This is a genomic window from Xanthomonas nasturtii (assembly GCF_023337365.3).
In the GTDB taxonomy this organism is placed as follows: domain Bacteria; phylum Pseudomonadota; class Gammaproteobacteria; order Xanthomonadales; family Xanthomonadaceae; genus Xanthomonas; species Xanthomonas nasturtii.
Map to the genome: position 1 here is coordinate 1,824,894 of NZ_CP142084.2, position 16,187 is coordinate 1,841,080.

The window sequence follows — 16,187 nt, forward strand, 5'->3', positions numbered from 1 at the left end:
ACACCGCGCCGGTGAGACATCCATCAGCACACCGACCACGCCACCGCGCCGTCACCGTCCGCAGCGCAGACGTTGATGCCAGCGGCCACAGCCGACGCAGCCATCAGTGCGCGCCCTCCAGCGGCTCCAGGCGCGCATGCACGATCGCTTCCAGCGCTGCCCAGTCGATGCGCGACAGGTCGCTGTGCCCGCGTGTGGCCTCGACCAGAATCTCGCGCTGGATGTCGCTGCGCGCCAGCGCAATCGAATAGCGCGTGCGCAGGAACGTCACCATGGTGTAATGCGGCACGAAGCGGGTGGGCCAGCGCGCCTGCAGCTGCTGTTCGAGTTCGCGCTGCAGCAGGAAGTCGGGGTCGTCGACGCGGTCGCGCATTTCCAGGTAGTTCTCCAGCGCCATCTGCTGGATTGCCGCCGCATCGTCGCGGCGCGCAGCGGCGAACGCGGCGAACGCGCTGGCGAGGTCGTCGTGCGCATCCAGCTGATCCGCCAGCGCCACGCAATCTTCGAAGGCGCAATTCATGCCCTGGCCGTGGAACGGCACCATCGCGTGCGCGGCATCGCCGATCAGCAGGGCCCGGCCATCCAGATGCCAGCGGTCCAGGGTCAGGGTGCCGAGCAGCCCGGGCGGATGCTCTTCCCAATGTTCCTTGAGCTGCGGAATCAGCGGCAACGCATCGGGAAAATCGCGCGCGAACAACGCCAATGCCTCATCGCCGGTACGTGTGGTGGCAAAGCTCGGCTCGCCGGCGTTGGGCAAAAACAGGGTGACGGTGAAGGTGCCGCCATCGTTGGGCAGCGCGATGCACATATAGCGCCCGCGCGGCCAGATGTGCAGCGCATTGCCTTCGATGCGGAAGCCGCCGCCGGGCAGTGGCGGAATTTCCAGTTCCTTGTACGAATGATCCAGAAATTCAGTGCGCTCGCCCAGTGGCGATTTGCGCTGCATCGCCGCGCGCAGTGCAGAGCCGGCGCCATCGCTGCCGATCAGGCTCTGGAAGTGGATTTCGTGCGGCTGGTCGTCGCGGTCGTCGATGAAGCGCGCGTAGCCGGCGTCGAAATCGACCGTGTGCAGGCGGCGATAGAAATGCACGCGTGCTCCGGCCTGTTCGGCCAGGTCCAGCAGCGCGACATTCAACGCGGCGCGATGGATCGACCAGATCACCTCGCTGTCGTCGCGGCCGTAGCGTTGCAGCTGCGGCGCTCCGCCCACCGGGTGCACCATGCGCCCGCGCATCATCACCGCCTTGGCCATCACTGCCTCTTCGGCGCCGGCCTGGCGCAGCGCATGTCGGCCACGTTCGGCCAGCGCCAGATTGATCGAGCGGCCGGACTCGTAGCCCTTGATGCGGGGGTCGCCACGCCGTTCGTACACGGTGACCTGCCAGCCGCGACGCGACAGCAGGATGGCCAGCAGGCAACCGGCCAGACCGGCGCCGATCAAGGTCAGGGAACGCGGGGAAACTGGGCTCAATGCAATGTCCGGCAGCGGCCGGACGCAGGTGCCGGCGGAGATGGAGAACGTGGAGCGGCTAGCGTCAGGCGCGCAGCGCTTTCAGCGAGGAGCGGGCTGGAAGTGTACGTCGGGTGCGTGTCGAATCCCTACAGGCGCGCCGCCGTTGGATGGCACAGTCCGTGCCGCGCATGTTCAGGCGCACAGCGCAAACTGCAGTAAGACCTCGTCAGGCAGGCGTGGACGGCGCGCTCGGCAGCGTCAGTGGACGACCGGTCCATGCCGATGCCGGCGACTGGCCATGTCCGCGTGGCGATGAGCGCACTCAGTGGTGAGTTGCTTCAAGCGGCAGCCCAGCGTTCCACCTGTTCCACGAACCGGTGCAGATCGCTGAAGCGGTTGTACAGAGGCACCGGCGCAATGCGGATCACGTCCGGTTCGCGCCAGTCGCCAAGCACGCCGGCTGCGTGCAGATGCTCGAACAGCGAGCGGCCCTGCGTGCGTCCGCCAGCCACCCGCAACGACAGCTGGCAACCGCGTCGCGCCGGTTCGGCCGGGGTGACGATCTGCAATACCTGCGTCAGGCGCGCGTGGATCAGCTGTTCCAGATGCCCGGTGAGCTGTTCGGATTTGGCGCGTAGCGCGGCCATGCCGGCCTGGTCGAACAGATCCAGCGACGCGCGCAGCGGGGCCAGCGCCAGCACCGGCGGGTTGCTCAGCTGCCAGCCTTCGGCACCGGGCGAGGGCACGAACTGCGGATCCATGCGGAAGCGGGTCTGCTGCTCGTGTCCCCACCAGCCGGCCATGCGCGGCAGGTCGCTGCTGGCATGCCGCGCGTGCACGAAGCACCCGCCCACCGCGCCGGGGCCGGCGTTGAGATATTTGTAGTGGCACCACACCGCGAAATCGACGCCATCGTCGTGCAGGGTGAGCGGGATATTGCCCACCGCATGCGCCAGATCGAAACCCACCGCCGCGCCCTGCGCGCGCGCCAGCCGCACGATCTCGGCCAGGTCGAAGGCCTGCCCGGTGCGGTACTGGATGCCGGGCCACAGCACCAACGCCAGACGCGGCCCACGCTGCGCGATGGCCGCGGCAATCGCTGTCATCGACACCGTGCCGTTGGGTTCGTCGGCCTCCACTTCGATCAACTGCGTGGCCGGATCCAGCCCGTGCAGCCGCAGTTGCGATTCCACCGCATGGCGATCGGATGGAAATGCACCGGCCTCGATCAGGATCGCACCGCGTTCGGGCGTGGGGCGATAGAAGCTGGCCATCATCAGATGCAGGTTGACGCTGAGGGTGTTCATCGCCACCACTTCGCCGGGGTGTGCCCCCACCACGCGGGCCAGCGCGTCGCGCACCAGCTGGTGATAGGTCAGCCACTGGGTGGGGCCGGTGAAGTGGCCTTCCACCGCCAGCGCGCCCCACTGGTCGAGCACCTCGGCCACCATCGCGCGCGCGGCGCGCGGCTGCAGGCCGAGCGAATTGCCGACGAAATAGGTCTGATCCTGGCCGGCGTGCTGCGGGAACACGAAGCTATCGCGCAGGCTGCGCAGCGGGTCGGCGGCGTCCAGTGCATCGGCATGGGCGCGGGACAGCAGGTCGGTCATCGTCGGGCTCGCAACACGGATCAGGGCGGCAGTTTACCCGCCGGCACCGTGCGCGCCCGCATGCGCAGCTGGCGCCTCGGCCGAGGCCGCTCGGGCAGGGCGCAACAGGTGGGTGAGCGTGCCGATGCTGTCGGTGACGCGGTCGATGGTGTCGGCCAGCGCAGCGGTGGTCGGCGAGGTGTCGGGCAATGCGGCCAGCGCATCGGAAAGCTGGCGCTCGGCATTGCGCAAGGTGGACGCAGCAGGAATGCCGCCGTTGCGCAGGCAATCGATCAGCTCCGACAGCGCCTGGTCGGCCTGCTGCGCGAATGCGGGCAACGCCTCCAGCGGGGGGAGCGGGTGGCCATCGCGCAGCACCGCTTCCAGCACCAAGCTGGCGCGGATCAGGCGGTTGCCATTGGCCAGCAGCGATTCGGCCAGTTTGAGTTCCTGCAGATTGCGCCGGCTGCGCGGCTCGCCACGCAACCGCTCGATCGACGCCTGCGCATTGGTGCGCGCCACCCGCGCGGCGGCACGGCTATCGCTCAGGCCATCCATCTGACCAAGTAACAGGTGGCGCAGATGGTCGCGGTACGCGCTGAGCAGTTGCGCCAGCGAGGCGCGGATATGCCGGCGTTCGCGCGTCGGCCACAGCGCGTAGGCGATCAACGCCAGTGCGCTACCGGCCACGGTGGCCTGCAGGCGCGCGCCGACCGCCTCGCCCGGCGATACGCCTTCCAATGACAGCAGCAACACCAGCATGCCGGTCAGAAACGCCACGCCGATGCCGTAGTTCACCTGCGTCAGCAACCGAAACCCAAGGCAAAACAGCGCCAGCAAGGCCATGCGGATGCTGGCCCCGTCCATGGCCAGATGCGCGAGCAAGGTGGCCACCAGCAACCCAACGAAGGTGCCGGCCACGCGCAATGCGCCGAAGCTGAAGGTGCCGCCGAAATCCGGCTTGAGCACGATCGCGGTGGTCATCGGAATCCAGAAGCCATGCGGAATCTGTTGCCAGCGCTGGAAGGCGATGGCCAACGCCAGGCACACGCCGCAGCGCAAGGCGTGCCGGAAGGCGACCGACGACAGATCCAGATTTGCGCGCAAGGTGGCCCAGGTTGCGGCAGGGCGCAGTGCCGCCGGCAGGCGCGCTTCGGCCAGTTGCGCCTGGATTTCGCCGCGGCTGCTGGCCCAGTGCGCGTTGCGGATCAGCGCACGCAACTGGCCGCCCAGGCCGTGCGCGCGCGCCACCGCCACGCGCACCAACCGGCGTTCGCGGGTATCGGCGTTGTCGTGCCGAAACTGCGCCAACGCACCGACCAGATCGTCGAAGCCGGTCATCGAGGCATTGGCTGCCACCGGGTCTTCGCCTATGGTCATCGCATGCGCGAGTTGCTCCAGCACGATGGCGCTGCGTTGCAGCACGCGTTCGATGGCCGGGCGTGCCTGCGAGTCGGTCAGGCGGGTGTCGGCATCGGCCAGCGACAGCAGCTCCAGCCTTATGCGGTCGCACAGCTCGGCGATGATGCGAAAGCTCTGCACCGCAATTGCGCGCGAGCGATGTTCGCCGTGCAGCATCACCATCGCTTCGAGCACTTCCTGCGTGGCAGGCGGCGCTGCGCTGGCTTCCGGGCGCTGCCGCGCGATGCCGGCCAGCTGGCGCATCAACTCCGCCAACGCAAAGCGCTCCGGGCGATAGCGCTGCAGTGGCCAGGCCGCCAGCGCCAGCAACACCTGCAGCAGGCCGCCGGCGAAGATCAACGCCGCCACGCCGGGCGCCTGCTGCACCGGCAGCCGCATGTCGGCGCTGACCACCAGCAGGATCATGCTGGTCAGGCCGATCCGCGCGGCCACCGGGCCGAGCGCCACCAGCAAGCCGCCGCCCAGGCCAAGCAACAGGCCGGCCAGCACCAGTGCCGGGGTGTTGTGGCCGACCCAGATGCCCAGCAATGCCGCCAGTCCGGCCGCCAGCGCCGCCATCAGCATGCGCTGCAGGCGTGCGCGATACGGCCCGGGCTGGTCGGAGAACATGGTGTTGAGCGCGCCACTGCACACGGCCAGGCCGGCGGACACATGCCCTGTGGCAACGCCGATCGCCAGCGGCAGGACCACCGCAGCGGTGTTGCGCAGCGCCACGCGCAAAGGCACATCGCGCGGTTTGAGGTCGATCAGTGCGCGCAGCATGATGCGGGTTTCAACGCATGCCATTGGCGCATCCACTGCGCGCGATCACCGGAAGCAGCCTGCATCGACAGATCCACGATGCGATCTGCGGCGCCTGGTGTCAGATGGATCATTGCCCCTCTTCCATCGGGGCGAGAAGGCACGGATTGCGTGCCACGGGCGCGCCTGCCTTGGAGCGCCCGTGGCGCAAGTGCGGGCAGGGGCGCGAAGCGGGAGTTGGGGCAAGGGTACGAGCGAAACTGCGGACTTCTCGGATACGCAGACGCAGCGCTGCTGACGCACGCAAGCTCGGCAAACGCGGCTAAAACCAGAGTTTCCGTACGAGCGATCACGGACATCGCGCTACCGGTATTCGCCGCAATCACATGCCGCTGCCACCTTGTCTTTCGGTCGCGGCATAACGCTCAGGCGCTGGATGCAGGTGCCCGCACTGCGAACAAGTGCGCAGTGCGAGCGAACGGTAGAAATGATCGAACACCGGAGGAAAGTCGGTTTCGATGTTTTGCAACGGAAACATCGCCTCATACAACCTGTGATTGCACTGCGGGCAATACCACTGCAGGCCGTCCTGCTCGCCGGGCAAACGCTCGCGTTCGATCACCAGCCCGATCGAGCCGGCAGCGCGTTGCGGCGAATGCGCCACCTTGGGCGGCAGCAGAAAGATCTCGCCGGCCCGGATCGGGATGTCGCGCGCCACGCCGTCGTCCTGCACCTTCAACACCATCTCGCCTTCGAGCTGGAAGAACCACTCCGGGCCTTCGTCGTAGTGATAGTCGGTGCGCGCGTTCGGCCCACCCACAATCATGATGATGAAGCCATCCTGCTGGATGCACTTGTTGCCCACCGGCGGCTTGAGCAGGTGGCGGTGTTGCTCGATCCAGGCATGCAGGTTGATCGGTGGGACCAGCATCGACGGTTCTCGATATGGAAGACGCCCAGCATAGCCAAGCGACGGCGCCGATGGGCGCCGCCGCGAACGACCCACCCCGTGTCACGCGCGCGCTGGGCGGACGTGACCGGCACCTGATGCGGCAAGAGCCTGATGCGGCAGTGCCGCGGGTCTGCGTTTACGGGTGTTGGCAAGCCTTGAGCACACTAGCTGGACGGTTATGCGCCAGAGTGCGCCGCCGCTGCAGCCCTCAGCGTTCTTCGTGATCGGCCTGGATCTTCGCCAGTGCTGCGTCGTAGCGTTCCTGCAGCAGCTCGGGGCGGTTGATCGACATGCCCAGGTCGTGCGCGTGGCCATCGCGCAGGCTGTACACCCAACCATGCACGCACAGTTCCTGACCGCGGTCCCAGGCATCGCGCACGATGGTGGTGCGGCACACGTTGACCACCTGTTCAAGCACGTTGAGCTCGCACAGACGCGCATGTTGCACCGGTAGATCGCCGGCGTCGTGCAGGCAGGCTTCGTGCTTGTCGGCCACGTCGGTGACATGGCGGATCCAGTTGTCGACCAGGCCCATGCGCTTCTGGGTCAGGCTGGCGAACACGCCGCCGCAGCCGTAATGGCCCACCACCAGCACGTGCTTGACCTTGAGCACGTCCACCGCGAACTGGATCACCGACAGGCAATTCAGATCGGTGTGCACCACCACGTTGGCGATATTGCGATGGACGAACACCTCGCCCGGCGCCATGTCGATGATCTGGTTGGCCGGGACGCGCGAATCGGAGCAACCGATCCACAGGTATTCCGGCGTCTGCTGCGTGGACAGCTTGGAAAAGAATTCCGGGTCTTCGCGGCGGATACGCTCGGACCAGGCGCGGTTGTTTTCAAGTAAATGGTTGAGCTCGTTCATGCGCGCAGTATTCCAGATGCGGGAGGGAAGGACGCGGTGGACACAGGAGCCATAAAGCCGTGGTGCAGGATACGGATCGGTGCGCTCAGGCCGCGCCAGCGCGTGCGCGCAATGCATCGCGCATCAACGTGGCCACCTCGCGCGCATCGGTCGACGCCTGCAGCGCCAGCGCATCGCTCACTGCCCCAATATTGCCGGCCGGGTGGTTCTGGCTCAGCTTGAAGGTCAGTTCGATACGGCCTGGAACGAAGCGGAAGCCGACCAGGCCACGCAGTTGCCGGCGATGACTGTCGCGCGCCATGTCGAACACCCAGTCGCTGCCGACGCGCTGTTCGAAATGCGCGCTCATGCGCCCGATCAGATCGCCCAGCTCCGCCTCATCGCTCACCGGCTGGCAGCGTCCATGCAGATGCGCAACGGCGTAGTTCCAGGTGGGTACGCGCGCGGCCGCTTCCTTGTCCAGATACCAGGTGGGCGAGACATAGGCGTGCGGCCCCTGCAGCACGATCACCGCATTGCCGGGACTATGCGCCTGCGGATTGGGGCGTGCCCAATGGCCTTCGATGACCACATCCTGCCCGTCGCGTCGATACAGCACCGGCAACTGCGAGATCGCCGGTTGGCCATCGGCACCCTGGCTGATCAGGGTGACAAACGCATCGCGTGCGAACAGCCAGTCCAGCAAGGCCAGATCGGTCTGCGCAAACGCGCGTGGGGCATACATGTCAGGCGCGGCCGCCCATGCTCACCACCATGCGCGCGCGCAGGTCGGCGTCGTCATCGCCCTGCGGTGGCGACACTTCGTGCAGCGAGAAACCGCGGATCAGCGCGTCCTCTTCGTCCAGCCCGTCCAGCGCCACGAATTCGGCGTCGAACAAGGCCGCACGCGCGCTGTCTTCGCTGTCGTAAGGCAGCGTCTTGCCGTCGCTGTCCAGCACCTCGGCGGTACCGGCTTCATTGACGCGCAGGCGTGCCCAGATCAGCGTGCGGCCGATCGTGGCCAGCCACCAGGAGTCGTGTGCGCCCTGCACCGCGTCTTCGTACGTCGTCATGGCATTACCTTGGAAAGCAGCCCGAGCAGGGCCGCCATGCCCAGGCCGAAAAAGATGGTGAGCAGCGACAGCCAGGCGGGGGTGGCCAGACCGGACAGTGCACCGTCGCGGTAGCTGCGGTAACGGCGCGCCAGCAACCAGCGCCACGCCTTGGGACTGATGAAGGCCGGGTCGCCGAAGCTGGCCAGCGCATCCGGGTGGCGGTCGCGCAGGTGCACCAACGTCAGTGGCCAGAAGATCAGCAGTGCGGTCAAACCCGCGACGGCGACACCGACAAAACACAGTGCGAAGAACAGCGTCATGCGGCGTGCTCCGTGGGTGGGGCATCGAATTGGCCAATGATGTCAATCAGGCCGACGATAGTGTCATTCGACGCATCCAGTTCTTCGGCCGGGATCCACCACTTGGTGTGGTGTGCGCCGCCGACTTTTTGGATGGGGTAGTGTTCGACGAACGCTGCGCGTACCTCGAACTGCGCGACATAGCCAACCCCGCTGTCCTTAACGTTCCAGCGCGACGCGATTTGCTCGGCGTAGCGCTGGTTGGTGACCGGGTAAAAGAGCGGTTGCTCCGGCAACCGTGGCGGCCACCGTTGGAAGCCGGGGTCGCGCACCAACGCGTATTCCTCCGGCCCCAGCGGGCGGTACATGGTGACCGTGGCCGCCGCGGTCGTCACCTCAGAACTCCGCGCTGCCCGGCGCGCGCGGGTAGGGGATGGCGTCGCGGATGTTGCTCAGCCCGCACACGTACACCACCAGGCGCTCGAAGCCCAGGCCGAAGCCGGCATGCGGCACCGAGCCGTAGCGACGGAAATCGCGGTACCAGCTGTAGTGCTCCTTATCCAGGCCGAATTGCGCCATGCGCGCATCCAGCACATCCAGGCGTTCTTCGCGCTGGCTACCACCGATGATCTCGCCGATGCCCGGCGCCAGCACGTCCATCGCCGCGACGGTCTTGCCGTCGTCGTTCAGGCGCATGTAGAAAGCCTTGATGTGCTCGGGATAATTGGTGACCACCACCGGGCGGCCGATGTGTTCTTCGGTCAGCCAGCGTTCGTGCTCGGTCTGCAGGTCCAGGCCCCATTCCACCGGGAAGTCGAACTTCTTGCCGGAGTTCTGCAGCAGCTTCACCGCCTCGGTGTAGTCGATCTGCTCGAACGGGGCATTGATGAAGGCTTCCAGTTTGCTGATCGCGTTCTTGTCCACGCGCTCGGCCAGAAACGCCAGGTCGTCGCCACGTTCGTCCAGTACCGCACGGAACAGATACTTGAGGAACTGCTCGGCCAGGCGTGCGTCTTCGGCCAGATCGGCAAACGCAATTTCTGGTTCGATCATCCAGAACTCGGCCAGATGGCGCGTGGTGTGGCTGTTCTCGGCGCGGAAGGTCGGGCCGAAGGTGTAGACCTTGCTCAGCGCCAGGCAGTACGCCTCCACGTTGAGCTGGCCGGACACGGTGAGGAAGGTTTCCTTGCCGAAGAAGTCGCGGCTGAAATCCACGTTGCCGGTGGCATCGCGCGGCAGGTTGACCATGTCCAGCGTGGAGACGCGGAACATCTGCCCGGCGCCTTCGGCGTCGGAGGTGGTGATGATCGGGGTGCTGATCCAGTTGAAGCCGTTCTGATGGAAGAACCGGTGCACCGCCTGCGCCAGGCAGTTGCGGATGCGCGTCACCGCGCCGAACAGATTGGTGCGCGGGCGCAGATGGGCCACTTCGCGCAGGAATTCCGGCGACATCGGCTTGGGCTGGATCGGGTAGGTCAGCGGGTCTTCGACCCAGCCGACGATCTCAACGCCGCTGGCCTGGATCTCGAACGACTGGCCCTTGCCCTGCGACTTCACCAGCACGCCCTTGGCGATCAGCGAGCAGCCACTGGTCAGGCGCTTGATCTCGTCGAAATTGGGCAGCGTGTCGTTGGCGACCACCTGGATCGGAGCGAAGCACGAGCCATCGGTCACGTTGATGAAGGCCAGCCCGGCAGATCCGCGCAGCGTGCGCACCCACCCCCGCACCGTGACTTCGCCGCCTTCCGGGAGCTTGCCCGCAAGCGCATGTTCAACGCTGACCACCGTCATGACTGTTCCTCGCCGTAGCGATCTTGAATGGCCTGCGAGTTTACTGGCTGCGGGCGCGCCGGCGCGAGCATCTGAACAGGTTGCCGAACGCTGCGCTTGTCGCAGGCGCGCGCTGCCCCCATCTGTTGCAGACGCCGCCGCACGGCGTGCCGCCCGGTTGTTGCGGCCTCGCTATACTTGCCACCACTGTTTTGGAGTGCCCTCATGGCCGTCAGCCTCACCCCCACCGCGCTGGAGCGCGTGCAGCGTTTCGTGCAGCAGACCCCGGGTGCGTTGGGTTTGCGCTTTGGCGTGACCAAGACCGGTTGTTCCGGCTGGGGCCACATCACCGACCTGGCGCGCGAGAAGCGCGCCGACGATGCGGTGTTCGAGCAGGGAGGGGTGCGCATCTTCGTCGATCCCACCAGCCTGCCGCTGGTGGATGGCACCTGCATCGATTTCGGCAAGCATGGCCTGAGCGAGACCTTCACCTTCAGCAATCCCAACGCGACCGCCGAATGCGGCTGCGGGGAAAGCTTTACGACCGAAGCCGAGCATCGTTGAGTCCGGCTGAGCCAACCGGCACTGGAGTTCCTTCTCCCCTCGGGAGAAGGTGCCCGAAGGGCGGATGAGGGTACGGGCGAAGCCATGAGCCTTCGAAATTCTGCGCGGGCTTCGCCACCGGACCCTCACCCCAACCCCTCTCCCGAGGGGAGAGGGGCTTTGGAGCGTCTTTGCGGCCCAGCTGGTTGTGGCTAAACGCCTGAACTGCCATACTTTCCTGCTTCCTGCCCGTCCGGGCTGGGAACCCTTGCTCCACCGGCCGCTTGCGCGGGCTACCGGGGAGCTGTCCGGCCCACGTGGCCACATCCGAAAGGTAAAACAACATGAGTCGTCATTACGAAGTCGTGTTCCTGGTCCATCCGGACCAGAGCGAGCAGGTCCCGGCCATGATCGAGCGCTACAAGTCGCTGATCGAGGGCGGTAACGGCACCATCCACCGTCTGGAAGACTGGGGCCGTCGTCAGCTGGCCTACCCGATCCAGAACCTGGTGAAGGCGCACTACGTGCTGCTCAACATCGAAGTCGACCAGGCCGTGCTGAGCGAGTTGGTGGAAAGCTTCCGCTTCAACGATGCGGTGCTGCGTCACCTGGTCGTCAAGCGCGATGGCCCGGACACCGAGCAGTCGCTGATCATGAAGAGCAAGGACGAGAAGGGCGACAAGCCCGAGCGTAGCGAGCGTCGTCGTCGCGATGACGATGAGGGCGATGCTGCACCTGCCGCCACCGATACCGACGGCGACAACGCCGAAGCCGCTTAAGGAGCGCTGTCATGTCCAAGTTCTTCCGTCGTCGCAAGTTCTGCAAGTTCACCGCCGAGGGCGTCAAAGAGATCGATTACAAGGATCTCAATACCCTGCGCCAGTACCTCACCGAGAACGGTAAGATCGTTCCGAGCCGCGTGACCGGCACCAAGTCCAAGTACCAGCGTCAGCTGGCGACGGCTGTCAAGCGCTCGCGTTTCCTGGCGCTGATTCCGTACACGGACAATCACGACGTCTAAGCAATTCCGCGCAGGAGTCCGCATGTGTGCGGCTCCTTGCGCAAGACCCGCACGGTTGTGAGTCCCTCACAATAGCCCGCACGGTTGTATGTGAGTCCCTCACAAGAGCCCGCACATCCATGTGCGGGTTATTAAAAATATAGAGGCCGGTCATTCGAGATGCGGTGTTGATCGTGCTCTTGCGATTCCCAAATCCCGATTCCCGAATCCCGTCTTTTCGGACAGCAAACGTTGCGTCGGCCAAAGCGCCCGCGCTAACGAATAACGGAGTACCACCATGGATCTGATTCTTCTGCAGAAAGTGACCAACCTGGGCAACCTGGGCGACAAGGTCAGCGTCAAGCCGGGTTACGGCCGCAACTTCCTCGTGCCGCAGGGCAAGGCCGTGCCGGCCACCGCTGCGAACGTTGAAGCGTTCGAAACCAAGCGTGCCGATTACGAAGCCAAGGCCAACAGCATCCTGGCCGACGCACAGAGCCGCGCCACCAAGTTCGAAGGCGCCAGCGTCACCATCGGCGCGCATGCGTCCACCGAAGGTAAGCTGTACGGCTCGGTTGGCCCGCGCGACATCGCCGAGGCGTTCACCGCCGCCGGCCTGCCGCTGGAAAAGAGCGAAGTCATCCTGGGCGAAGGCGCATTCCGCAATGTCGGCGAGTACGACGTTGTGCTGCACCTGCACGCCGATGTGGAAACCTCGGTCAAGGTCATCGTCGAATCCGACGCCTGATCCAGGCCATCTGTGTCACCCGAAGGGCGCCTTGTTAGGCGCCCTTCGTTTTTTGGGGCGCCGCCGCCAGCGCTGGCATGCCCGTTATACTCATGCCCCATTGCCGGTTCCACGGCCCGCAGATCTTATGCATCAAGGGCTTGGGCGCTGGCTTCACAGGAAAAGTACCTGCCGGCTTCGTCCGCGCGGTGCCCGGAATCTCCAGCCCCCATGCGCCTGTCCACGATCAAACTGTCCGGTTTCAAGTCGTTCGTCGACCCGACCACGTTGCATCTGCCCACCAACATGACCGGCATCGTCGGCCCCAATGGTTGCGGCAAGTCCAACATCATCGATGCGGTGCGCTGGGTGATGGGCGAAAGCTCGGCCAGCCGCCTGCGCGGCGACTCGCTGACCGACGTGATCTTCTCCGGCTCCTCGGCGCGCAAGCCGGTGTCGCAGGCGACGGTGGAGCTGATCTTCGACAATTCCGATCACACCATCACCGGTGAGTTCGCCTCGTTCAACGAGATCTCGGTCAAGCGCCTGGTCAGCCGCGACGGCAACAGCGCCTATTACCTCAACGGCACCAAATGCCGCCGCCGCGACATCACCGACCTGTTCCTGGGCACGGGCCTTGGCCCGCGCAGCTACTCGATCATCGAGCAGGGCATGATCAGCCAGATCATCGAGGCGCGCCCGGAAGACCTGCGCGTGTATCTGGAAGAGGCCGCCGGCATTTCCAAGTACAAGGAGCGCCGCAAGGAAACCGAAACGCGCATCCGGCATACCCGCGAAAATCTCGATCGCCTGGGCGATTTGCGCGAGGAAATCACCAAGCAGCTGGCGCATCTGCAGCGCCAGGCGCGCCAGGCCGAGCAGTATCAGGCGCTGCAGGAAGAGCGCCGGATCAAGGATGCCGAGTGGAAGGCGCTGGAATACCGCGGCCTGGACGGGCAGTTGCAGGGCCTGCGCGAAAAATTGAACCAGGAAGAAACCCGCCTGCAGCAGCTGATCGCCGACCAGCGCGATGCCGAAGCGCGCATCGAGACCGGCCGCGTGCGCCGCGAAGAAGCCGCCGAAGCGGTGGCCAAGGCGCAGGCCGATGTCTATCAGGTCGGTGGTGCGTTGGCGCGCATCGAGCAGCAGATCCAGCATCAACGCGAGCTCTCGCATCGCCTGCACAAGGCGCGCGATGAGGCGCAGAGCCAGCTGCAGGAATTGACCCAGCACATCAGCGGCGATTCGGCCAAATTGGCGGTACTGCGCGAGGCCGTGGATGCGGCCGAACCGCAACTGGAGCAACTGCGCGAAGACCACGAATTCCGCCAGGAGTCGCTACGCGAAGCCGAAGCGCGGCTGGCCGACTGGCAGCAGCGTTGGGAAACCCATAACCGCGACACCGGCGAAGCTTCGCGTGCCGGCGAAGTGGAGCGCACGCGCGTCGATTATCTCGACCGCCAGTCGCTGGAAGCCGACCGCCGCCGCGAAGCGCTCGTCAACGAACGCGCCGGGCTGGACCTGGATGCGTTGGCCGAGGCGTTCGAGCAGATCGAACTGCGCCATGAAACCCAGAAGACGTCGCTGGACGGATTGACCGAGCAGGTCCAAGCGCGCAAGCACGCGCTCGGCGGACTGCAGGAACAGCAGCGGGCCAGCCAGGGCGAGCTGGCCGAAGTGCGCAAGCAGGCGCAGGCCGCGCGTGGCCGACTGTCGTCGCTGGAAACCTTGCAGCAGGCCGCGCTCGGTCAGGAGCAGGGCGCGGCAGTGGCGTGGCTGAAGTCGCGCGGGCTGGATTCGGCGGCGCGTGTCGGCGAGCGCATCAGCGTTGAAAGCGGCTGGGAAAATGCAGTCGAAGGCGCACTGGGGCAGTTGATCGAAGGCGTGCTGGTGGATGCGCCGGAGCAACTGGTCGATGCGCTGGGCGAGTTGGGCGATGGCCGCATCGCGCTGGTGTCCAGCGCCACCGACAACGCGAGCTTTGCGCCGACTTCGCTGGCCGCAAAGGTGCAGGGGCCGATCGCGATCCGTCGCCTGCTGGCGCGCCTGCACACTGCCGAAGATCTGGACGCCGCACGCGCGTTGCAGCGCAGCCTGCCCGAGGGCGACTCGGTCATCACCCGCAACGGCGAGCGGCTGGGCGAGGGCTGGGTGCGCGTCTCGCGCTCCGGCGCGGCCAAGCAGGGCGCCTTGCTGCGCGAGCGCGAAATCCAGCAGCTGCGCACCCAGATCGAAACGCTGCAGGAGCGCGAAGCCGAGCTCGAGCACCAGCTCGCCAGCTTCCGCGAACAACTGCTGGCGGCCGAGCAGCAGCGCGAAGACGCGCAGCGCCAGCTGTACATGTCGCACCGCAGCGTCTCCGAACTGGCCGGGCAATTGCAGAGCCAGCAAGGCAAGGTCGATGCCGCGCGCACCCGCATCGAGCGCATCGAAACCGAGTTGTCGCAGTTGCTGGAAACCTTGGACACCAGCCGCGAACAGGCACGCGAAGCGCGCGCCAAGCTCGAAGATGCGGTCACCTTGATGGGCGATCTGCAGGGCACGCGCGAAGCGCTGGAAAGCGAGCGTCGCCAGCTCACCGATGCACGCGATCAAGCGCGCGATGCCGCACGTGGCGTGCGCGATGCGATGCATGCGCTGGCGCTGACGCTGGAGTCGCAGCGCACCCAGATCGCCTCGCTGAGTCAGACGCTGGAGCGCATGGACAGCCAGCGCGGCCAGCTCGACACGCGCCTGGAAGATCTGGTGGCCCAGCTCAGCGACGGCGACTCGCCGGTGGAAACGCTGGAGCACGAACATCAGGCCGCATTGAGCGAGCGCGTGCGCACCGAGCGCGCGCTGGGCGAGGCGCGCACCCTGCTGGACAGCATCGACAGCGAACTCCGCAGCTTCGAACAAACCCGTCAGCAGCGCGACGAACAGGCGCTGGCGCAGCGCGAACGCATTTCCCAGCGCAAGCTCGACCAGCAAGCACTGGTGCTCAGTGCCGAACAGTTGTCGGCTGCCGTGGTCAAGGCCGGGTTCGTGCTCGAAGACGTGGTCAATGGCCTGCCCGAGGCCGCCAATGCGGCGGAGTGGGAGGCGGCAGTGGGCCAGATCGACGGGCGCATGCGTCGCCTGGAGCCGGTGAATCTGGCTGCCATCCAGGAATACGGCGAAGCCGCGCAGCGTTCGGAATATCTGGACGCGCAGAACCTGGATCTCAATACCGCGCTGGAAACCCTGGAAGAAGCCATCCGCAAGATCGACCGCGAAACCCGCGGCCGTTTCAAGGACACCTTCGACCGCGTCAACTCCGGCGTGCAGGCGCTGTATCCGCGCCTGTTCGGTGGTGGTCACGCGTATCTGGAGCTCACAGGCGAAGACCTGCTCGATACCGGCGTGACCATCATGGCGCGCCCGCCGGGCAAGCGCGTGTCGAGCATTTCGCTGCTATCCGGCGGTGAGAAGGCGATGACGGCGGTGGCGCTGGTGTTTGCGATCTTCCAGCTCAATCCCGCGCCGTTCTGTCTGCTCGACGAGGTGGACGCACCGCTGGACGAGGCCAACGTCGGCCGCCTGGCCAACATGGTGCGCGAGATGAGCGAGAAGGTGCAGTTCCTGTTCGTCAGCCACAACAAGGCCACGATGGAAGCCGCGCGTCAGCTCTCCGGTGTGACCATGCGCGAGCCAGGCGTCAGCCGCCTGGTCAGCGTGGACCTGGAAGAGGCCGCACGTTTGGCGGGTGCGGCATGACGTGCCATGCTTGTTGGAATATCGACACCTGTCACTCTTATGCGGAGGCAC

General features: G+C 65.8%; 15 protein-coding genes. 5 read left to right on the top strand and 10 right to left on the bottom strand.

What is annotated here, in order from left to right:
- Positions 1-103 precede the first annotated feature (103 nt).
- From M3O59_RS08015 to asnS, 10 genes are all read right to left on the bottom strand, one after another.
- The gene (locus M3O59_RS08015) at positions 104-1,471 is read right to left on the bottom strand and encodes an FAD-dependent oxidoreductase (RefSeq protein ID WP_249046920.1); all 1,368 of its coding nucleotides are present in this window, start codon (positions 1,469-1,471) and stop codon (positions 104-106) included.
- 320 nt (positions 1,472-1,791) lie between these two features.
- A complete protein-coding gene (gene kynU, locus M3O59_RS08020) occupies positions 1,792-3,063 on the bottom strand; it encodes a kynureninase (protein ID WP_249046919.1) in 1,272 nt (423 codons plus the stop codon).
- Between the two features lie 33 nt (positions 3,064-3,096).
- A complete protein-coding gene (locus M3O59_RS08025) occupies positions 3,097-5,226 on the bottom strand; it encodes an FUSC family protein (RefSeq protein WP_116905275.1) in 2,130 nt (709 codons plus the stop codon).
- A 361-nt stretch (positions 5,227-5,587) separates the two neighbouring features.
- The gene (locus tag M3O59_RS08030; protein WP_064634814.1) at positions 5,588-6,136 is read right to left on the bottom strand and encodes a 3-hydroxyanthranilate 3,4-dioxygenase; all 549 of its coding nucleotides are present in this window, start codon (positions 6,134-6,136) and stop codon (positions 5,588-5,590) included.
- A 229-nt stretch (positions 6,137-6,365) separates the two neighbouring features.
- Positions 6,366-7,028 carry a carbonate dehydratase gene (gene can, locus M3O59_RS08035; protein ID WP_064634815.1) on the bottom strand — a complete coding sequence of 221 codons (663 nt, stop codon included), beginning with the start codon at positions 7,026-7,028 and terminating at the stop codon, positions 6,366-6,368.
- 85 nt (positions 7,029-7,113) lie between these two features.
- Entirely contained in the window at positions 7,114-7,752 is a 639-nt protein-coding gene (locus M3O59_RS08040) for an FMN-binding negative transcriptional regulator (protein ID WP_116905274.1), read from the bottom strand.
- Position 7,753: 1 nt separating this feature from the next.
- The gene (locus M3O59_RS08045) at positions 7,754-8,080 is read right to left on the bottom strand and encodes a hypothetical protein (RefSeq protein ID WP_064634817.1); all 327 of its coding nucleotides are present in this window, start codon (positions 8,078-8,080) and stop codon (positions 7,754-7,756) included.
- Positions 8,077-8,382, bottom strand: coding sequence for a hypothetical protein (locus M3O59_RS08050; RefSeq protein WP_064634818.1), 306 nt, complete (start codon positions 8,380-8,382; stop codon positions 8,077-8,079). The genes M3O59_RS08045 and M3O59_RS08050 overlap by 4 nt, the downstream gene beginning before the upstream one ends.
- On the bottom strand, positions 8,379-8,729 hold the full coding sequence (locus M3O59_RS08055; protein ID WP_116905334.1) for a hypothetical protein: 351 nt from the start codon (positions 8,727-8,729) through the stop codon (positions 8,379-8,381). Before M3O59_RS08055 ends, M3O59_RS08050 begins: the two co-directional genes overlap by 4 nt.
- 28 nt (positions 8,730-8,757) lie before the next feature.
- On the bottom strand, positions 8,758-10,152 hold the full coding sequence (gene asnS / locus M3O59_RS08060; protein WP_116905273.1) for an asparagine--tRNA ligase: 1,395 nt from the start codon (positions 10,150-10,152) through the stop codon (positions 8,758-8,760).
- A gap of 204 nt (positions 10,153-10,356) precedes the next feature.
- On the opposite strand from asnS, the gene M3O59_RS08065 reads away from it, so the two are divergent.
- The 5 genes from M3O59_RS08065 to smc all read left to right on the top strand — a co-directional run bounded on the left by M3O59_RS08065 (position 10,357) and on the right by smc (position 16,136).
- Complete coding sequence (locus M3O59_RS08065; RefSeq protein WP_181920474.1) at positions 10,357-10,695, top strand: HesB/IscA family protein; 339 nt, start codon at positions 10,357-10,359, stop codon at positions 10,693-10,695.
- A 323-nt stretch (positions 10,696-11,018) separates the two neighbouring features.
- Complete coding sequence (gene rpsF, locus M3O59_RS08070; RefSeq protein WP_006451585.1) at positions 11,019-11,453, top strand: 30S ribosomal protein S6; 435 nt, start codon at positions 11,019-11,021, stop codon at positions 11,451-11,453.
- Between the two features lie 11 nt (positions 11,454-11,464).
- A complete protein-coding gene (gene rpsR / locus M3O59_RS08075; protein ID WP_005991243.1) occupies positions 11,465-11,695 on the top strand; it encodes a 30S ribosomal protein S18 in 231 nt (76 codons plus the stop codon).
- Positions 11,696-11,972: 277 nt separating this feature from the next.
- Positions 11,973-12,422 carry a 50S ribosomal protein L9 gene (gene rplI / locus M3O59_RS08080; RefSeq protein WP_006451584.1) on the top strand — a complete coding sequence of 150 codons (450 nt, stop codon included), beginning with the start codon at positions 11,973-11,975 and terminating at the stop codon, positions 12,420-12,422.
- 210 nt (positions 12,423-12,632) lie between these two features.
- Positions 12,633-16,136 (top strand): chromosome segregation protein SMC, encoded by a 3,504-nt coding sequence (gene smc, locus M3O59_RS08085; RefSeq protein WP_116905270.1) that lies wholly within the window; start codon positions 12,633-12,635, stop codon positions 16,134-16,136.
- Positions 16,137-16,187: the final 51 nt, after the last annotated feature.

Bases quoted from the DNA above. Each gene is read 5' to 3' on its own strand.
- kynU (WP_249046919.1), bottom strand. From the start codon at position 3,063: ATGACCGACCTGCTGTCCCGCGCCCATGCCGATGCACTGGACGCCGCC.
- M3O59_RS08025 (WP_116905275.1), bottom strand. From the start codon at position 5,226: ATGCTGCGCGCACTGATCGACCTCAAACCGCGCGATGTGCCTTTGCGC.
- M3O59_RS08030 (WP_064634814.1), bottom strand. From the start codon at position 6,136: ATGCTGGTCCCACCGATCAACCTGCATGCCTGGATCGAGCAACACCGC.
- can (WP_064634815.1), bottom strand. From the start codon at position 7,028: ATGAACGAGCTCAACCATTTACTTGAAAACAACCGCGCCTGGTCCGAG.
- M3O59_RS08040 (WP_116905274.1), bottom strand. From the start codon at position 7,752: ATGTATGCCCCACGCGCGTTTGCGCAGACCGATCTGGCCTTGCTGGAC.
- M3O59_RS08045 (WP_064634817.1), bottom strand. From the start codon at position 8,080: ATGACGACGTACGAAGACGCGGTGCAGGGCGCACACGACTCCTGGTGG.
- M3O59_RS08050 (WP_064634818.1), bottom strand. From the start codon at position 8,382: ATGACGCTGTTCTTCGCACTGTGTTTTGTCGGTGTCGCCGTCGCGGGT.
- M3O59_RS08055 (WP_116905334.1), bottom strand. From the start codon at position 8,729: ATGTACCGCCCGCTGGGGCCGGAGGAATACGCGTTGGTGCGCGACCCC.
- asnS (WP_116905273.1), bottom strand. From the start codon at position 10,152: ATGACGGTGGTCAGCGTTGAACATGCGCTTGCGGGCAAGCTCCCGGAA.
- M3O59_RS08065 (WP_181920474.1), top strand. From the start codon at position 10,357: ATGGCCGTCAGCCTCACCCCCACCGCGCTGGAGCGCGTGCAGCGTTTC.
- rpsF (WP_006451585.1), top strand. From the start codon at position 11,019: ATGAGTCGTCATTACGAAGTCGTGTTCCTGGTCCATCCGGACCAGAGC.
- rpsR (WP_005991243.1), top strand. From the start codon at position 11,465: ATGTCCAAGTTCTTCCGTCGTCGCAAGTTCTGCAAGTTCACCGCCGAG.
- rplI (WP_006451584.1), top strand. From the start codon at position 11,973: ATGGATCTGATTCTTCTGCAGAAAGTGACCAACCTGGGCAACCTGGGC.
- smc (WP_116905270.1), top strand. From the start codon at position 12,633: ATGCGCCTGTCCACGATCAAACTGTCCGGTTTCAAGTCGTTCGTCGAC.